Origin of the sequence: Alkalicoccus luteus (genome assembly GCF_012034335.1) — a bacterium.
GTDB classification, from domain to species: Bacteria; Bacillota; Bacilli; order Bacillales; family Salisediminibacteriaceae; genus Alkalicoccus; species Alkalicoccus luteus_A.
In genome coordinates, this window is sequence record NZ_JAATHJ010000004.1 from 19,926 (window position 1) to 37,131 (window position 17,206).

Annotated in this window: 15 protein-coding genes; 12 read left to right on the forward strand and 3 right to left on the reverse strand. The window is 50.9% G+C overall.

Annotated features, from left to right (window positions below):
- The first annotated feature begins 117 nt into the window (after window positions 1-117).
- The 3 genes from trxA (at window position 118) to HCN83_RS03850 (ending at window position 3,712) form a co-directional block, all read left to right on the forward strand.
- Entirely contained in the window at window positions 118-432 is a 315-nt protein-coding gene (trxA, locus tag HCN83_RS03840; protein WP_168005001.1) for a thioredoxin, read from the forward strand.
- A gap of 88 nt (window positions 433-520) precedes the next feature.
- On the forward strand, window positions 521-2,302 hold the full coding sequence (uvrC, locus tag HCN83_RS03845; protein ID WP_168005002.1) for an excinuclease ABC subunit UvrC: 1,782 nt from the start codon (window positions 521-523) through the stop codon (window positions 2,300-2,302).
- 159 nt (window positions 2,303-2,461) lie between these two features.
- Entirely contained in the window at window positions 2,462-3,712 is a 1,251-nt protein-coding gene (locus tag HCN83_RS03850) for an aspartate kinase (protein WP_168005003.1), read from the forward strand.
- 157 nt (window positions 3,713-3,869) lie between these two features.
- Here the strand turns inward: HCN83_RS03850 and HCN83_RS03855 are convergent, their stop codons facing one another.
- The 3 genes from HCN83_RS03855 to HCN83_RS03865 all read right to left on the reverse strand — a co-directional run bounded on the left by HCN83_RS03855 (window position 3,870) and on the right by HCN83_RS03865 (window position 7,637).
- Window positions 3,870-6,668 carry an MMPL family transporter gene (locus HCN83_RS03855; RefSeq protein ID WP_168005004.1) on the reverse strand — a complete coding sequence of 933 codons (2,799 nt, stop codon included), beginning with the start codon at window positions 6,666-6,668 and terminating at the stop codon, window positions 3,870-3,872.
- The gene (locus tag HCN83_RS03860) at window positions 6,665-7,108 is read right to left on the reverse strand and encodes a MarR family winged helix-turn-helix transcriptional regulator (RefSeq protein WP_168005005.1); all 444 of its coding nucleotides are present in this window, start codon (window positions 7,106-7,108) and stop codon (window positions 6,665-6,667) included. The genes HCN83_RS03855 and HCN83_RS03860 overlap by 4 nt, the downstream gene beginning before the upstream one ends.
- A 103-nt stretch (window positions 7,109-7,211) precedes the next feature.
- A complete protein-coding gene (locus HCN83_RS03865; RefSeq protein ID WP_168005006.1) occupies window positions 7,212-7,637 on the reverse strand; it encodes a DUF2507 domain-containing protein in 426 nt (141 codons plus the stop codon).
- Window positions 7,638-7,804: 167 nt separating this feature from the next.
- Here HCN83_RS03865 and HCN83_RS03870 point away from each other — a divergent pair, with 167 nt between their 5' ends.
- From HCN83_RS03870 to HCN83_RS03910, 9 genes are all read left to right on the forward strand, one after another.
- A complete protein-coding gene (locus tag HCN83_RS03870; protein ID WP_168005007.1) occupies window positions 7,805-9,154 on the forward strand; it encodes a TrkH family potassium uptake protein in 1,350 nt (449 codons plus the stop codon).
- Between the two features lie 413 nt (window positions 9,155-9,567).
- Complete coding sequence (locus tag HCN83_RS03875) at window positions 9,568-10,182, forward strand: succinate dehydrogenase cytochrome b558 subunit (protein ID WP_168005008.1); 615 nt, start codon at window positions 9,568-9,570, stop codon at window positions 10,180-10,182.
- A gap of 23 nt (window positions 10,183-10,205) precedes the next feature.
- Window positions 10,206-11,978 (forward strand): succinate dehydrogenase flavoprotein subunit, encoded by a 1,773-nt coding sequence (gene sdhA, locus HCN83_RS03880; RefSeq protein ID WP_168005009.1) that lies wholly within the window; start codon window positions 10,206-10,208, stop codon window positions 11,976-11,978.
- Complete coding sequence (sdhB, locus tag HCN83_RS03885) at window positions 11,975-12,751, forward strand: succinate dehydrogenase iron-sulfur subunit (RefSeq protein WP_168005010.1); 777 nt, start codon at window positions 11,975-11,977, stop codon at window positions 12,749-12,751. The genes sdhA and sdhB overlap by 4 nt, the downstream gene beginning before the upstream one ends.
- Window positions 12,752-12,864: 113 nt before the next feature.
- Window positions 12,865-13,305, forward strand: a complete 441-nt coding sequence (locus tag HCN83_RS03890) for an acyl-CoA thioesterase (RefSeq protein ID WP_168005011.1) — start codon at window positions 12,865-12,867, stop codon at window positions 13,303-13,305.
- A 60-nt stretch (window positions 13,306-13,365) separates the two neighbouring features.
- Window positions 13,366-14,235, forward strand: a complete 870-nt coding sequence (locus HCN83_RS03895; protein ID WP_168005012.1) for a PRD domain-containing protein — start codon at window positions 13,366-13,368, stop codon at window positions 14,233-14,235.
- A 172-nt stretch (window positions 14,236-14,407) separates the two neighbouring features.
- Window positions 14,408-14,671 carry a phosphocarrier protein HPr gene (locus HCN83_RS03900; protein ID WP_168005013.1) on the forward strand — a complete coding sequence of 88 codons (264 nt, stop codon included), beginning with the start codon at window positions 14,408-14,410 and terminating at the stop codon, window positions 14,669-14,671.
- Window positions 14,671-16,392: a phosphoenolpyruvate--protein phosphotransferase gene (ptsP, locus tag HCN83_RS03905; RefSeq protein WP_168005014.1), complete on the forward strand. Its 1,722-nt coding sequence runs from the start codon at window positions 14,671-14,673 to the stop codon at window positions 16,390-16,392. The genes HCN83_RS03900 and ptsP overlap by 1 nt, the downstream gene beginning before the upstream one ends.
- Before the next feature lie 328 nt (window positions 16,393-16,720).
- On the forward strand, window positions 16,721-17,200 hold the full coding sequence (locus HCN83_RS03910) for a MarR family winged helix-turn-helix transcriptional regulator (RefSeq protein WP_168005015.1): 480 nt from the start codon (window positions 16,721-16,723) through the stop codon (window positions 17,198-17,200).
- Window positions 17,201-17,206: the final 6 nt, after the last annotated feature.

Below are 17,206 nucleotides of genomic sequence, written 5' to 3' on the forward strand. Positions count from 1 at the left end.
CTACTATTGATGACAGCGAACCGGGACATCTGTGAGCAGACTGTTTTTCAACCCCGGGGAGTATCCGTTATACTGGATTTAACAGCTCAGGCTGATATATGAAGGAGGAGTTTTGAAATGGCAATTACAAACGTTACAGATGCAAACTTCGGTCAGGAAACAAGTGAAGGTCTCGTTCTCGCAGACTTTTGGGCACCTTGGTGCGGACCTTGTAAGATGATCGCGCCTGTTCTGGAAGATCTTGACGGCGACATGGGTGACGAAGTGAAAATCGTCAAGCTCGATGTAGACGAGAACCAGGAAACAGCAAGCAAGTACGGTGTGATGAGCATCCCGACGCTTCTCGTCATGAAAGACGGCGAAGTAGTGGACCAGGTAGTCGGCTTTAAGCCAAAGGAAGAGCTCGTAAACACACTGAACAAGCATAAGTAAGCATGGATAAGAATCATACGGCTGTCCGTCTTCCGAGACGGCAGCCTTTTTCTTTCCAAAAATCTCTGCGCAGGAGAGGAGGATGACGATGGATCCGCTTAAAGAAAAGCTGCAGCTGCTTCCGGATCAGCCCGGCTGCTATTTAATGAAAAATAAACAGGGCGGCATTATTTACGTCGGAAAAGCAAAGGTGCTCCGGAACCGGGTCCGGTCGTATTTCACCGGTTCCCACGATAAGAAAACACAGCGGCTCGTCAGTGAAATCCGTGACTTTGAATACATTGTCACCTCCTCTGATCTGGAAGCGCTCGTGCTTGAACAAAATTTAATAAAGAAGCATGAGCCCCGCTACAATATATTACTGAAGGACGATAAATCCTATCCGTTTCTGAAGATCACGAAGGAAGAGCACCCTCGTCTCATTACGACACGCAAGGTGAAGAAGGACGGGGCCAAGTATTTCGGACCGTATCCGAACGCGTCTGCAGCGAACCAGACGAAAAAGCTGCTCGACCGTCTTTATCCGCTGCGAAAATGCCGGACGATGCCGGATCGGGTCTGCCTGTACTACCATATCGGCCAGTGTCTGGCACCGTGCGAATTCACCGTGACGCAGGATCAGAATCAGCAGATGATTAAGGAAATTACCCGTTTTCTGAACGGGGGTCATCAGGAAATCAAGCAGAACATCGAAGCGAAAATGTATGCTGCCTCTGAAGAAATGGATTTTGAACGGGCGAAGGAATTTCGCGATCAGATCAAGCATATTGAAGCTGTTATGGAAAAACAGAAGATGACGTTGACCGAGCAGACAAACCGGGACGTTTTCGGATACTACGTTGATAACGGCTGGATGTGCGTCCAGGTCTTTTTCGTCCGTCAAGGAAAGCTGATTGAACGGGATGTTTCGATGTTTCCGGTTTATCAGGACCCTGTGGACGATTTTTATACGTTTCTTGGTCAGTTTTATCTCGAGGAGCATCACAAGCCGCCAAAGGAGCTGTTCATTCCTCAGGAGCCGGACGCTCAGGTTGTCGAAGAGTTTCTGCAGATAAAAGCGGTGCAGCCGAAGCGTGGACAGAAGAAAGAACTCGTCGAGCTGGCTGTAAAAAACGCAAAAATGGCTTTACGTGAAAAGTTCCAGCTGATTGAACGGGATGAGAAGCAGACCGTAGTCGCCGTTGAGAAGCTGGGGCAGGCGATGCACATCGACACACCGCACCGGATAGAAGCATTCGATAATTCCAACATTATGGGCGTTGACCCCGTCTCGGCGATGGTCTCGTTTCTGGACGGCAGGCCCGACAAGAAGAACTACCGTAAATACAAGGTTCGCTCTGTTCAGGGGCCCGATGACTATGAATCGATGCGTGAAGTGGTCAGAAGACGTTACAGTCGTCTTCTGAAGGATGAAGAACCGCTTCCGGATCTGATCGTCATTGATGGAGGAAAGGGCCAGATCAGTGCCGCTCAGGAAGTCGTGGAGCACGAGCTCGGGCTGGCCATCCCTGTCTGCGGTCTGGCAAAGGATGACCGGCACCGTACGTCACAGCTGATGATGGGAGATCCGCCGGTTGCTATCGAGCTTTCACGCACGAGTGAAGAGTTCTATCTTCTGCAGCGGATTCAGGATGAAGTACACCGGTTTGCAATCAGCTTTCACCGTAACGTCCGGAAAAAATCGATGTTTACCTCTGTTCTGGATGATATTGAAGGAATTGGAGAAAAACGAAAACGTATGCTGTTAAAGGAATTCGGCTCACTCAAACGGCTGAAAGAGGCGTCAGTGGAAGAAATCGAGAGAGTAGGCATCCCTCAGCCAGTTGCCCGCTCCTTAAGAGACCGTTTACAGGAAGATACCGCTAAATAGAGCTTAAAACGATTTGTCAATAAATCTGCCCTTTGTTACGCTTTTAAAGGTGTGAGAAATACCTGAGCAAAGGCGCAAATTCAGGTTTTCTTTTGGTGTAAAGCAGGTATTTAATAATCGAAGCTTTACGGCTTTAAAATTTGAAGGAGGCGTAAACTATTGGCTACGATCGTTCAGAAGTTCGGTGGTACTTCCGTCGGAGATACCGACAAAATTAAGCGAGTTGCAAAACGGATCAAGCAAGGTATGGATGAGGGACACAACGTGGTCACTGTCGTATCTGCGATGGGGAAATCAACCGATAAACTGGTGGAGCTTGCGGATGAGATTACAGACAATCCGGACCCACGTGAAATGGACATGCTTCTGACGACCGGTGAGCAGGTAACAATTTCGCTGGTGGTTATGGCGCTGAAGGAACTCGGCGTGGACGCTGTCTCCCTGACAGGCTGGCAGGCAGGCATCGTAACGGAAGAAGTTCATCAGGATGCACGAATTACCGATATCAACACGTCAACGCTGGAAGGACACCTCAATGACGGCAAGGCAGTTCTCGTCGCCGGCTTCCAGGGTGTCAGCGAAGATGGAAACATTACAACGCTTGGACGCGGCGGATCCGATACAACTGCCGTGGCACTTGCGGCTGCGCTGAAAGCAGAATCATGCTCGATCTTTACGGACGTGACTGGTGTGTATACGTCCGATCCCCGCTACGTAAAGAAAGCGCGGCAGCTCGGCAGCATCTCATACGATGAAATGCTGGAGCTCGCCCATCTCGGTGCAGGGGTGCTGCATCCCCGGGCAGTGGAATTCGCAAAAAACTATAATGTAAAGCTGGTCGTCCGCTCCAGCATGGAAAATGTAGAAGGAACGATTGTGGAGGAGGAAGCAACTATGGAGCAGAATTTAACAGTACGGGGCCTCGCGTTTGATAAAAACATCACGAAGGTCACCGTCGAACGTCTGCCAAATCATTACGACACCATGTCCAACCTGTTCAAGCTTCTTGCAGAGGAAGGCATTAACGTCGATATAATCATCCAGCAGATGACGGCGGATCACGGAGTAAACGTATCGTTCTCGATTGACTCCGGGAACCTCGGAAAAACGCTGGATCTGATTCACGGAGCGAAGGAAACACTGTGCTACAGCGAAGTCCGTCATGAAAGCTCTCAGTCAAAGGTGTCGATCGTCGGCTCGGGCATGATCTCTAATCCGGGTGTCGCTGCAGACATGTTCAAAGTTCTGGCTGAAGAAGAAGTCGCGATTAAAATGGTAAGCACGTCTGAAATCGCTGTTTCGGCTGTCGTACCGGAAAAGGACATGATCCGGGCTTCGGAAGCGCTGCACACGTATTTCGGACTCGACGAAAAGGAACAGGAAAAAATCGAACTTGCCAAGCAGGCATAAACAAAACCTCCGTCTTTCAGCAGACGGAGGTTTTCGTTTTGGTATGAAATGCGCAGGGGGGATAAGGTGCCCGTGCTGCGATGTTCGCTCTCGTTTCCCTCATGCCGTCTAATATCGAGCAGCTATGAGGCTTTCTTTGTCTGCACCGACTAGTCCGTTACTTCTTTTCCGGCGGCTTGAAGGGAAGCCAGTTGCTTTCACCGAATAAACGCACCATGAGCGGAATGAACAGCGGCAGCATGACGAATGCATAGAGCAGCAGGCCGGTCAGCACGAGCGTGCCGATTTGCACGAGCGAAAGGACACCTGAAGGCATCATGGCACCGAACGTTCCTGCGAGTATGACGGCCGCGGAGAGAATGACTGTACCGATCTTTGTCATAGCGTTTACGAGTGATTCCCGAACGTCCATCGTGCGCATGTTTTCCGTAAATCGTCCCATCAGGAAGATGGAATAGTCAACGCCGAGCGCCATGAGCATAACGAAGCCGAAAAATGGCACGGCCCAGCTGATGCCCGGATATCCGAGAATGGTAATGAAAATAAATTCTGTCACGGCCATGGAAATAATATATGTTCCGATCAGTGATGCGAGAATGTAAACCGGCATGATAAACGAGCGGAGCATGATAATCAGCACGATAAATATACCGCTCAGCATGATTAAAGCTGTTCTGTCAAAGTCCTGATCGGAGATGTCAGATAAGTCGGCGTTTACGGCAGGCAGCCCGCCGATGGAAAAAGTGACATCGTCCCAGTGGCTCAGTGCAGCCGCAGTCTGCTCATTTATCTCATCCGTAATCGCCATCGCTTCGGTGCTGTAAGGATCGACTGCGAGCACGATTTCCAGCACGGCGGCCTGACGGTTCGGTGACAAAAATGCATCGATCAAGTCATCTGTACCGTCTTCATTCCACGTTTCCTCCGGGACGTAAAAGCCTTCCAGCGGATGAGCAGGCTGAGAGGCTATTTCATCCAGCAGGTCGTGCACCTCTTCCAGTCCTTCCCGGATGTCCTCTACACCTTCGGCAAGGTCACCAGCAGCCTCGCCGATTTCATCAAATGCTTCAGTGGCTTCATCGAGCGCTTCAATTAACTCCGCCTGACCTTCCGCAAGCTCAGCCTGCCCGTCAGCTGTCTGCTCCAGACTCTGCTGCAGCTCTTCCTGACCGTCTGCGAGCGAATTTGTACCCTCAGCTGTTTCAGAGAGAGCTGCGGAAAGTTCAGCTAATCCGCCAGCACTTTCCGCCAGTAACCCAGCCGTTTGATCATCAAGTGCCGGATTCGCGGCGGCTTCTTCCAGTCCGGTCTGCACAGAGGAAAGCTCTCCGGCAATTTCCTGCTGAGCCTCCGCCAGGTCGGAAGCAGCTTCAGCTGCCTCCCCGGCGCCATCTGCCTGAGCCCGGATCCCGTCCTCTAATTCCACGGCGGCATCGGTCAGCTCAGAGGTGTCTTCGTCCGGCGTATCTGCAAGATCCTCCTCGAGTTCACGGAGTCCGTCTTCAATTTCCGTCAGGCCGTCATCTATTTCTTCCACGCCGTCGCGCAATTCACCTGCGAGCTCAGGGATCCGGAAATCCTCAATCCGCTCGCCGTCAGGTCTCGAAAAGCTGCGTACTTCTTCGACTCCCTCGAGCTGAGCAGCCTGCAGCGACACGTATTCGATAATTGGTATCCGGTCGGACTGATCCCATGCTTCCTCAGACTCAAGCACGATTTGAGCAGGGAAGGCAAAACCGGTGCCGAAACGTTCTCCTACAAGTTCAACAGCCTCAACCGATTCGTAGTCGCTGCTGATTTCATCAAGAGATTCAAACGACAGGCGCTGATCGTAAAAGAGGAAAGCGGGAACGAGCAGCACAAGCAGCAGCAAGGATGTCCAGCCAGGGCGGGCAATAGAAAAGACGCCGAGCCCTTTCCAGATTTTACTGTCAGTCGCATCCAGCGCCCGTTTGCTCGGCCAGAAGAGCTTTTCACCGAGCAGCAGCATCGCAGCTGGTACCCAGACACCGAGCGCAATCACGAGCAGCACGATTCCGACAGCTACACCGGAGGCCGACTGATAGAGATCAAAATCAGCCAGGCCGATCGCGGCGAAGCCGATAAAGCCGGTAAGGGCGCTGGCGAACACAGTCGGTCCGACTGCCCGGTACGTGCGGATAACCGCAGCTGTCCGGTCCGGTGAAACGGCAAGCTCCTCTTTGAAACGGTTCATGAGCAAAATGCAGTAATCCGTCCCAATCCCGAACAGGATGGCGACGATAAAGATCTGAGTGAAGTTTGAAACAGGGAAATCGACGCCTTCAATCAGGAAGGAGACAATGGGAACGGTCATAATATACGTCGCGCCTACTGTCAGCAGCGGCACAAATGGAGCGACAATCGAACGAAACACGAGCAGCAGGATACTGATGACGAAAATGACCGTGATGATTTCAGTCGTCTGCAGCCCTTCTTCCGAGCTGATAATGACATCATCCTCGATGATAGGCGAGCCGCTGACGAGCGTCCGGATGCCGTCCGCTTCAACGGCTTCTTCAATATGACTGCGAACGGCCGGGACATCATTCAGCGTCATATCAATGGTCAGCACCGTCATCATCGTCGTGTTGTCATCGCTGCGCAGCGCATCACCCCCTTCCCCGTCAAAAGGAGTCGCCGTGTCTTCAATGGCGAAGCCGTTCAGCTCGTCAGGAAGCGATGCGAAAATCTGCTCTACTTCCTCTTCCTGCTCCGTTGTTATCCCGTCTTCATCGAAGTAAACGACAAGTATTTCCTCTCCGGCAGCTGCTTCATTGCGTTCCAGGATGTCTGCCGTAACAGCGGTCGGATACGTATCCGGAATATCAAACTGGCCTCTTTCGCGTACAAGCTGGTCCAGATCCGGACTGACAACTGTAAGCCAGACCGCGACCACAGCCCAGATGAGCGGCAGTACATAAAAAAGTCGCTTCATGACAGTTCCTCCTTGAGCATGCGGTTTAATTTGCTGTAAACGCGCAGGAAGACTTCCAATTCGTGTTCATCGAGCTTGGAAAAATAAGGCGCGGTAAAGGCGATAATGGTCTTCATCCCTTCTGACAGCGCTTCTTCACCGACAGGGGTAAGGGCAATCAAAACGCTGCGGCGATCGCTGCTCTGGACGGTCCGCGTCACAAAATTCCGCTCCTCCAGACGTGCTACCTTTGCGGTGACGGCACTTTTATGTACATCTGTTTCTGCAGCGACCTGCTTGGCGGTCATCGGTCCTTTCTCATGAAGGACACGCAGGATACCGAACTGCTCCAGAGAGAGAGGCATCGCCTGATTGACAAGCTCACGGTCGAGCCGGGTCGTCGCAAATAAGTATACGTTGGCATATTCTTCTATAAGCTGGTGCAGTTTTGTTTCATTCATCGTTGTACCTCCAGTCAGCAATATGTAAGTAGTTTACCCTGTAAACTAAAAAGGAGCAATAAAAAAACCTCTCCATGATTAGTATAGAGAGGGTGGAGTGAAATCAGTCATCGCTGCCGGGAGCGGTAGGATCCTTTTTATCCCATTTCACCGTGACATGAAACGTCACCGGCTTTTTCTTTTTAATTTCATAGTTGGCTTCAGCAAGAAGTCCTTTTTCCAGCTCGGTTATTTGAGCAAGAAAACCGGTCTCCAGTGAATACGGCCGCTTTGGCTCGTAGCTGCTGGTCGTCACTTCGTAAATACGCTCAGCACGCTTTTCTTTAATGAGGCGGAGGTTTCCCCACTGCGCCGTACGAAACCATCGGACAAGCGCTTCTTCATCCGTCGTTTTTTTCTCGCGGGCAAGGCTTTTCCCGGCCCAGTATAATATGACTTCTTCATCTTCACCGAGAATAATCGGAAGGAGCTCGTGCCGCATGACATCATAGCCCGCTGCTGTTTCTGCTTGCTGCTGTTCTTCAGACATGTATCTCATTCCTTCTCTGCTGATTAAGTATGCTTTCAGTCTATCACATTTCGAAAAGGGAAGGTACGGGAGCATGGAACAGGTGCTGTAAAACAGCATAGAAGATTATGGGAGAACGTGATATACTAAGGCGCGATATGATTTGACTGGAAAGCCGGGTGTTTTGTATGAAGCTGGGCATGACGAAATTTCTCACGCCTTTTCGCGTTATTGTAATCTCTTATGTGGCAGCGATGTTTGTCATCAGCCTGCTGCTGTTTCTGCCATTCTCCACTCAGGATGGCATCTCCATTACATATGATGAAGCACTGTTTACCGCTGTGAGCGCCGTCAGTGTTACGGGCTTAACGGTCGTAAACGTGTCAGAAACCTACAGCTGGGCAGGTATTCTCTTTCTGGCGCTCGGTATTCAGCTTGGCGGAATCGGTGTCATGACGCTCGGAACGTTCGTATGGATGGTGCTGGGCCGTAAAATTCCGCTGTCGCAGCGGATGCTGATTATGGTTGACCAAAACCAGATTTCGTTTTCCGGACTCGTGCGGCTCATGAGGGGCATACTGCTGGCAGCCCTCGTCATTCAGCTGATCGGGGCTACTATACTTGGTACGTACTATTTAAACTACTTTGATACGACATTTGAAGCGTACTATCAGGGTGCTTTTTCTGCGATGACAGCCTTTACAAACGCAGGCTTTGACATAACGGGGCAGTCGCTTGTACCGTTCGTCGATGATTATTTCGTTCAGCTCGTCCACATGCTGCTTATTTTTGCCGGTGCGATCGGGTTTCCGGTGCTGCTGGAGCTGCGCGAGTATTTCTCGCCGAAAAATCCAAACTTCCGCTTCAGTCTTTTCACGAAAATTGCCACGTCAACGTATTTCATTGTTTTTGGGATCGGTGTAGCAATGCTGTGGATCTTCGAGCGGAACGCTTTTTATGACGGAATGCCGTGGCACTCCCAGCTGTTTTTCTCGCTGTTTAACTCTGCCACAGCGAGAAGCGGCGGTCTGTCCACGATGGACATGAATGAACTGACGCTTGCGAGCCTGCTTCTGATGTCCGGTCTTATGATCATCGGCGCGAGCCCCTCCAGCGTGGGGGGAGGGATCCGGACGACGACGCTTGCCGTCATGTTTCTGACAATTCGCAGCTTCGCCCTCGGACGTGATGACGTGAAAGTATTCGGACGCGAAATTCACGCGGAGGATAAACAGAAGGCCTTTATCGTCCTTTCGGTGTTTGCAGTCGGACTGTTCGGTGCGATCATGATGATCGCCGCCTTCGAAGGAACCGGAGAATTTGTACTGATGGCGATTTTATTTGAAGCAAGCTCCGCCTTCGGGACCTCCGGACTGTCGATGGGCATCACACCGGACCTGTCATTTCCGAGTCAGGTCGTGCTGATGATTCTCATGCTAGTGGGGCGGGTCGGACTCGTAGCCTTTCTCTTCTCGATCCGGGCGCAGGAAAAGAAAACGACGTATAAACATCCTACCGAGCGTATTATTATCGGATAAAAAGGTATTGCAAAAAAGCAGCGTGTGCATCGCTGCACAGTACCGGAAGGAGCTCGCCTCCTTCCGGTCTTATTTTTCGCGTATACGCCTGATCTCTGCATGATTCGACAAAATCAACGTCCGTTCAGGGACGTTCAGCTCGATTTGGATATATTTTGAGAAAACCCTTAAACCGTGTCGAAATTGTGGTACAATTTTATACGTTACATACGGAACGGCTGAATACGGAAAAACGTTTTTCTCTAAAAGCTTCTGTGAATCCGCTTTCTTGACTATGGCGCGAGCCGGGAGTAAAATGAAAATTGTCAAAAACCTTCTGACACCTTGGGGCGGCAAGACATCACGAGCTAAAGGAGGACAATGGACTTATCCGACTTCATCGTTCGAAATCATCGTTTTAGGGGGAAAGACAGATGTCATCTAACCGTGAGTTTTTGTACCGCAGACTTCATTCTCTGCTTGGAGTGGTGGCCATCGGGGCCTTCCTGGTCGTTCATCTGACAGTCAACTGGTTTGCTGTCCGCGGAGAGCAGGAATACAACCAGGCAGCAGCGTTCATGGAGTCGCTGCCATTTCGCTACGCACTCGAAATCTTTATTATTTTTCTTCCACTGATCTTCCACGCTGTCTACGGACTTTACATCGCATTTCAAGCCCGTAACAACACTTCCCGGTTCAGCTATTTCCGCAACTGGATGTTCCGCCTGCAGCGGATCTCAGGTGTTCTTGTTCTCATATTTGTCACCTGGCACGTCTGGGAGACACGGATCGCAGCTGCATTCGGCGCAGAAGTAAACTTTCAGATGATGGAAGAGATTGTAGCCAACCCAATCGCACTTATCGCATACATTATCGGTATCACAGCGACAACGTTCCATTTCGCGAACGGTCTGTGGTCATTCGCAGTAACCTGGGGGATTACGGTAACACCGAGATCCCAGCAGATTTCGACGTATGTGACAGCCGGTGTATTCCTTGCTCTCACATTTGTTGGAATCCGATCCATCCTGGCATTCGTAGGGGTATAGCATAAAAGAAGGAGTGACCAACTATGAGTAAAGGCGATATTATTGTTGTCGGCGGCGGCCTCGCCGGTTTAATGGCAACAATCAAAGCTGCCGAAAAAGGCAAGCACGTTAAATTATTTTCAATTGTTCCTGTAAAGCGTTCCCACTCCGTGTGTGCACAGGGCGGCATCAACGGCGCTCTTAATACAATGGGAGAAGGGGACTCGACGTGGGAGCATTTCGATGATTCCGTATACGGCGGGGACTTCCTTGCCAATCAGCCTCCGGTTAAAGCGATGGCAGATGCTGCACCAGGCATCATTCATCTGCTGGACCGAATGGGCGTTATGTTTAACCGTACGCCGGAAGGGCTTCTCTCCCTGCGCCGCTTCGGCGGGACGCAGCATCACCGTACTGCCTATGCTGGTGCGACGACCGGTCAGCAGCTGCTTTATGCTCTCGATGAGCAAGTGCGGCGCCACGAAGCAAACGGGCTCGTAACGAAGTATGAAGGATGGGAGTTCCTTCATGCGGTGCTGGATGACGATGGAGCCTGCCGCGGAATTACGGCGCAGAACCTCAACACGTCCGACATTGAATCATTCCGCTCAGATGCGGTTATTATGGCGACCGGCGGACCTGGTATCGTATTCGGCAAGTCAACGAACTCGATGATCAACACCGGCTATGCGGCGGCGGCTGTTTACGAGCAGGGCGTCTACTATGCAAACGGTGAATTTATTCAGATTCATCCGACAGCTATTCCTGGTGACGACAAGCTCCGTCTCATGAGTGAGTCTGCGCGCGGGGAAGGCGGACGCGTCTGGACGTACGACGAAGACGGCAAGCCTTGGTACTTCCTTGAAGAAAAGTATCCAGCTTACGGAAACCTTGTTCCGCGAGATATTGCGACGCGTGAAATTTTCCACGTCTGCGTGGACTTGAAGCGCGGCATCAACGGTGAAAACATGGTATATCTGGACCTTTCCCATAAAGATCCGAAAGAGCTTGACATCAAGCTCGGCGGCATCATGGAAATTTACGAGAAGTTCATGGGCGATGACCCTCGCAAAGTACCGATGAAGATCTTCCCGGCGGTGCACTATTCCATGGGCGGACTCTGGGTTGACTACGACCAGATGACAAATATCCCAGGCCTGTTTGCTGCAGGTGAAGTAGATTACTCGATTCACGGCGCTAACCGCCTCGGAGCAAACTCTCTTCTGTCATCCATCTACGGCGGTATGGTGGCAGGTCCGAACGCTGCCAAATATATCGACGAGCTGGAAACGTCTGCCGATGACCTCCCTGATTCTGTTTATGAGCACCAGGTGAACGAAGACAAAGCGTTCTTCGATCAGATCCTGAACATGAACGGCTCGGAAAATGCGTTTGAAATCCATCAGGAGCTCGGCCAGCTAATGACGGAAAACGTCACGGTTGTGCGTGAGAATAAAAAGCTCAAGGAAACAGATGAAAAAATTCAGGCACTCCTGGAGCGCTTTGATAACATCAACCTTGCAGATACGGCGAAATGGACCAACCAGAGTGCCATGTTTGTCCGTCAGCTGAAGTCGATGCTGAACCTGGCCCGCGTAATCACGATCGGTGCTTACAACCGTAACGAAAGCCGCGGCGCCCACTATAAGCCGGAATTCCCGGAACGTAACGACGAAGACTGGCTCAAGACAACGAAAGCGAAGTATAATCCGGACACGAAAGATCCGGAGTTCGAATATGAAGAAGTCGATACCTCGCTGATTAAGCCGCGTAAGCGCGACTATACTTCTAAGAAGAAAGCCGGTGAAAAAGTATGAGCACAGAAACAGCCTCAAAAACAATTGAGCTGATCATCGTCCGGCAGGAAGACCCGGACAGTAAACCGTTCGAAGAGAAGTTTTCGATTCCTTACCGTTCGAACATGAACGTGATCTCTGCGCTGATGGAGATACGCCGCAACCCGGTAAACGCAGATGGCGAAGACACGACTCCGGTCGCATGGGATGCAAGCTGTCTTGAAGAGGTTTGCGGAGCCTGTTCAATGGTTATCAACGGCAAGCCCCGGCAGTCCTGTACGGCGTTGATCGATAAGCTCGAACAGCCGATTCGGCTGGAGCCAATGAGCACGTTCCCGGTCATGCGTGACCTGACAGTAGACCGTTCCCGTATGTTTGACTCGCTCAAGCGTGTAAAAGCATGGGTGCCGATTGATGGTACGTACGATCTCGGGCCAGGACCGCGTATGCCGGAAGCGAAGCGCCAGTGGGCGTACGAGCTTTCCAAGTGCATGTCGTGCGGCGTCTGCCTCCAGGCATGCCCGAACGTAAACGACAAGTCCGAGTTTATCGGACCGGCAGCGCTGTCTCAGGTTCGTCTCTTTAACGCTCATCCGACAGGTGCCATGCACAAGGCGGAGCGTCTGCAGACGATTATGGACGGCGACGGCGGACTCGCAAACTGCGGAAACTCGCAAAACTGCGTGGAAGCCTGCCCGAAAGAAATTCCGTTGACAACGTCTATCGCTGCACTAAACCGCGCGACGACGCTGCAGTCATTTAAGAACTTTTTCGGATCTGACAACACAGCGTGATAACAAAAGGTGCAACCGGATTTCCGGCTCTGCACCTTCTTTACCACCGATAAATGAATGATCATTCATTTATGACGTATCAGTTGAACGTAAGCTCAAAGGAGGAGTGTGTGATGGGAAAACCGGCGTACATAGAAGATGAGAAGCAGTGGGCAGAGGAATTTACGTTTTTTGATGAAATCAGCGTCCGTTTTTCAGAAACGGATGCGTTTGGACACGTGAATAATACGGTAGCTTTTATTTATTTTGAGCAGGCGAGGATCCGCTTTTTCCAGCATGGCGGGTTGATGGATGAATGGGTGAACGGACCGTACATGATCGTAACAGGTGACCTGCAGTGTGATTATATCCGGCAGATCACGTTCGGTGAAACGCTCCGGGTTGGTGTAAAGGCCGCGGCAATTGGACGGACATCGGTCGATATTCATTATATGGTGTTGAACGAAAAAGACGAGGTGTGCATGACCGGACGTGGTCGAATCGTCCAAGTGGATAAACAAACAGGGAAGCCTGCCGCCTGGGAAAGCCATCTGCTGGAGAAAATGGAAGTATAACCTGCTTGCACAGGTCCTCTGCACTCGTTATGATAGTACAAGACGGTAGGAGGGTCCGGTATGAAGCAGGAATTTACGGTGCTGAAGGCACTGAACAATAACGTTGTCATCTGCCAGGCAGAGGAAGGCCGGGAAGCGATCTTCATTGGAAAAGGGATCGGCTTCGGTAAAAAACGAGGTGACCTCTTCAATGAAACATCGTACGATAAGGCGTATGCCCTTGTGACTGAATCGGAACGCGAGCAGTACGACCGACTGTTTGACCGGGAAACAGAAGACACGATGCTCGTCATTCACGATGCGATCGGAATCATTCAGCGGGGGATCGGAAAGCGTCTTAACGACCGGACGCTGTTTGCACTGACGCAGCACATCATTCTTGCGCTCCAGCGGACCCGGGATGATACGGAAATTCAGAATCCGTTTCTGACAGAAACGAAGTGGCTGTATCACGAAACGTACGTGATAGCGGAAGAGGTCGTCCGGTATATAGAGATCGAAACAGGGGTGCTGCTGCCTGAAGCGGAGATCGGATTTATTACGCTTCATATTCAAAGTGCGTTCGGCTACGTGGAACGTTCGGCCCCCGACATCATCACGCGATGCATCCATTACGCGGAAGAAAAAAGCGGTACCGGCTTTAATCGTGAATCGCCTGCATTCCGCCGGCTCGTCCAGCATCTGCGCCAGCTGATCGATCTGCCGCCGCAGCATCCTGAACAAAAAGTAGACCGGGAGATGTATTTACTGTTGAAACGATCCCATCCAGTATGCTATGATATTTCCCGAAACGTCATCCGCATGATGGAGAAAGCATCTGGCACGGAAGCGTCTAAACGTGATCTTGTCCAGACTGTGCTCACCTTTATGAGCGCAATAGAATCAGGCGAAAAGGTATTACGTGTAACTGATCCGATCAGGCATGAGTAATCCGCTGAATCGCTGTCTTTTTTGGACAGCGGCGGGCTGCTCATGCCTTTTTTGCGTCTTCTGCTTGCACGTATGCGTGTTCATTTGTATGATTAGTAGCATATGAGCATTACGCTTTCCCATAAGCGGGTAATAGACTATGAGTTTAAAACTTTTGAAGGAGTGTTTGAACATGGCAGAAAAAACGTACACAATCACAGCAGAAACAGGAATTCACGCTCGTCCGGCAACGCAGCTCGTCAACAAAGCAGGACAGTTTGAATCTGAAATTACGCTCGACTACAAAGGAAAGTCTGTTAACCTGAAGTCCATCATGGGTGTTATGTCCCTTGGTGTCGGCCAGGGAGCGGAAGTAACCATCAAGGCAGAAGGTCCGGATGAAGAGGAAGCAATCAGCTCCCTCGACGAAGTGATGAAGCAGGGGCTCTCCGAGTAATGAGCAACTCCCTTACCGGTATTGCAGCCTCAGCAGGGATTGCCATTGCGAAAGCATTCCGCTATGAAGAACCGGACCTGACTGTTGAGAAAAAGAGTGGTGTGGACGCAAAGGCAGAAATTCAGGCGTTTGACGCAGCGCTTGAGAAGTCACGCGCTGAACTTGAAGAAATTAAAGAGAAAACCCGCCGGGAGATGGGGGATGAGCACGCTGAGATTTTCTCCGCACACCTGCTCGTTCTGCAGGACCCGGAGTTTGTTGATGCAGTGAGACAGAAGGTGCAGGATGATGAAGTAAACGCGTCCTTTGCGCTGGATGAAAAAGCAAATGAGTTTATCATGATTTTTGAAAGCATGGATAACGAATACATGAAGGAGCGTGCGGCGGACATCCGCGACGTATCCAAGCGGGTCCTGGCACACCTTCTCGGCAAGCCGATCGTGTCCCTTGCTGAAATTAAAGAAGAGGTTATCGTCGTTGGTGACGATTTAACTCCGTCGGATACAGCGCAGCTGAACAAGGAATTTGTGAAAGGCTTTGCGACAAATATTGGCGGACGCACGTCCCACTCTGCCATTATGGCCCGCTCGCTGGAAATTCCGGCAGTTGTCGGCACGAAAACAGTGACGCATGACACAAAGCAGCATCAGTATGTCATCGTTGACGGTAACGACGGTACGGTTATCATTGATCCTTCCGATGACGAGCTTGCGGAGTACCGCAGCCGGCAGGAAGCATTCGAACAGCAAAAAGCCGAATGGGCGAAGCTGAAAAACGAGCCTTCCGTTTCAAAGGACGGCACGCACGTAGAGCTGGTCGCCAACATCGGCACGCCAAATGATCTGGAAGGCGTTCATAACAATGGAGCTGAAGGCGTCGGACTCTACCGTACTGAATTTTTGTACATGGGCCGTAATGAACTGCCGACCGAAGAAGAGCAGTTTGACGCTTACAAGCAGGTTGTGGAATCGCTTGACGGCAAGCCGGTCGTGATACGCACGCTGGATATCGGCGGAGACAAAGAGCTCCCGTATCTGGATCTGCCGGAAGAGATGAACCCGTTTCTTGGCTTCCGCGCAATCCGCCTCTGCCTGGAAATGAAAGACATGTTCCGCACACAGCTGAGGGCGCTTCTACGAGCAGGTGCATTCGGAAATCTGAAAATCATGTTCCCGATGATTGCGACGCTCGAAGAGTTCCGTGAAGCGAAAGCGCTCCTTGAAGAGGAGCAGCAGAAGCTTCATGCAGAAGGTGTGGAGACAGGGTCCGATATTGAAGTCGGCATTATGGTAGAGATTCCATCGACTGCCGTCATGGCACCTCAGTTTGCCAAAGAAGTAGACTTTTTCAGTATCGGCACAAACGATCTGATTCAGTATACGATGGCAGCAGACCGCATGAACGAGCGCGTCTCCTATCTGTACCAGCCATATAACCCGGCTATCCTTGGACTTGTTAAGTCCGTTATTGATGCGTCTCACGCAGAAGGAAAATGGACTGGCATGTGCGGTGAAATGGCAGGAGATCCGATTGCAGTGCCCCTGCTGTTCGGTCTCGGACTCGATGAGTTCAGTATGAGCGCGACATCTGTACTGCCTGCCCGCAGCCAGCTTTCAAAAATGACGAAACAGGAAGCGGCAGATACTGCGGCTGAAGCATTGAAGCTTTCGACAGCTGACGAAGTACAGCAGCTCGTGGAATCCCGTTTCCCGATGGCGTAGCAACTATTTCATGAATTTGTTAAACGAGCACACCCGAGCCGGCGTTCCTGAATGGAACGCCGGCTCGTTCTGTTTAAAAGAAGCACGGCAGAGCAGAGCCGGGTGCTAGATATCCCGTTATCGCCGCAGAGAAAGAGCGCTGTATTATTTTTTTCATGCCGGAAGTGCAACTTCTCCGCTCATTTGTCGTCCAAACAGAAAGACGAAGACCAGCTGCTTTTTTTGGCGAAGGCGATTTTTTTCTTTCGACTCTCTTGATATTTCCAGTCAAAGTGTGGACAATGAGTACTATATAGATGGCGGCTGCGTCAAAGAAAGGGAGAGGGTCATGACCAACAAACAGGAAGCGGTACCCGTTGAATTGGAGCAGGTAGCAAAGATTGAGAAATCACTGAGGATGATTGCAGATATCGTAAAGCAGAAGGGGCGGGAAATATTAAGCGATTTTCCGATTACACCTCCGCAGTTTATTGCTCTGCAGTGGCTGCACGAATTTGGCGATATGACGATCGGTGAGCTTTCAACGAAAATGTACCTTGCCTGCAGCACGACGACGGATCTTATAGACCGGATGGAGAAAAACGAGCTTGTGGAACGCGTAAAGGATACGAATGACCGCCGGGTTGTGCGCATTCACCTTTTAGATAAAGGCAAAACAATTATTCAGGAAGTTATTCAGCAGCGGCAGGTTTACCTGCAGGACGTACTGGAAGGCTTTTCGCAGGAGAACGTTGATTTTCTCGATCAAAGCTTGAATTACCTGTATGAGGAAATGAAAAAAGACGCAGAAACGTGGAAATCATTTTAACGAAGG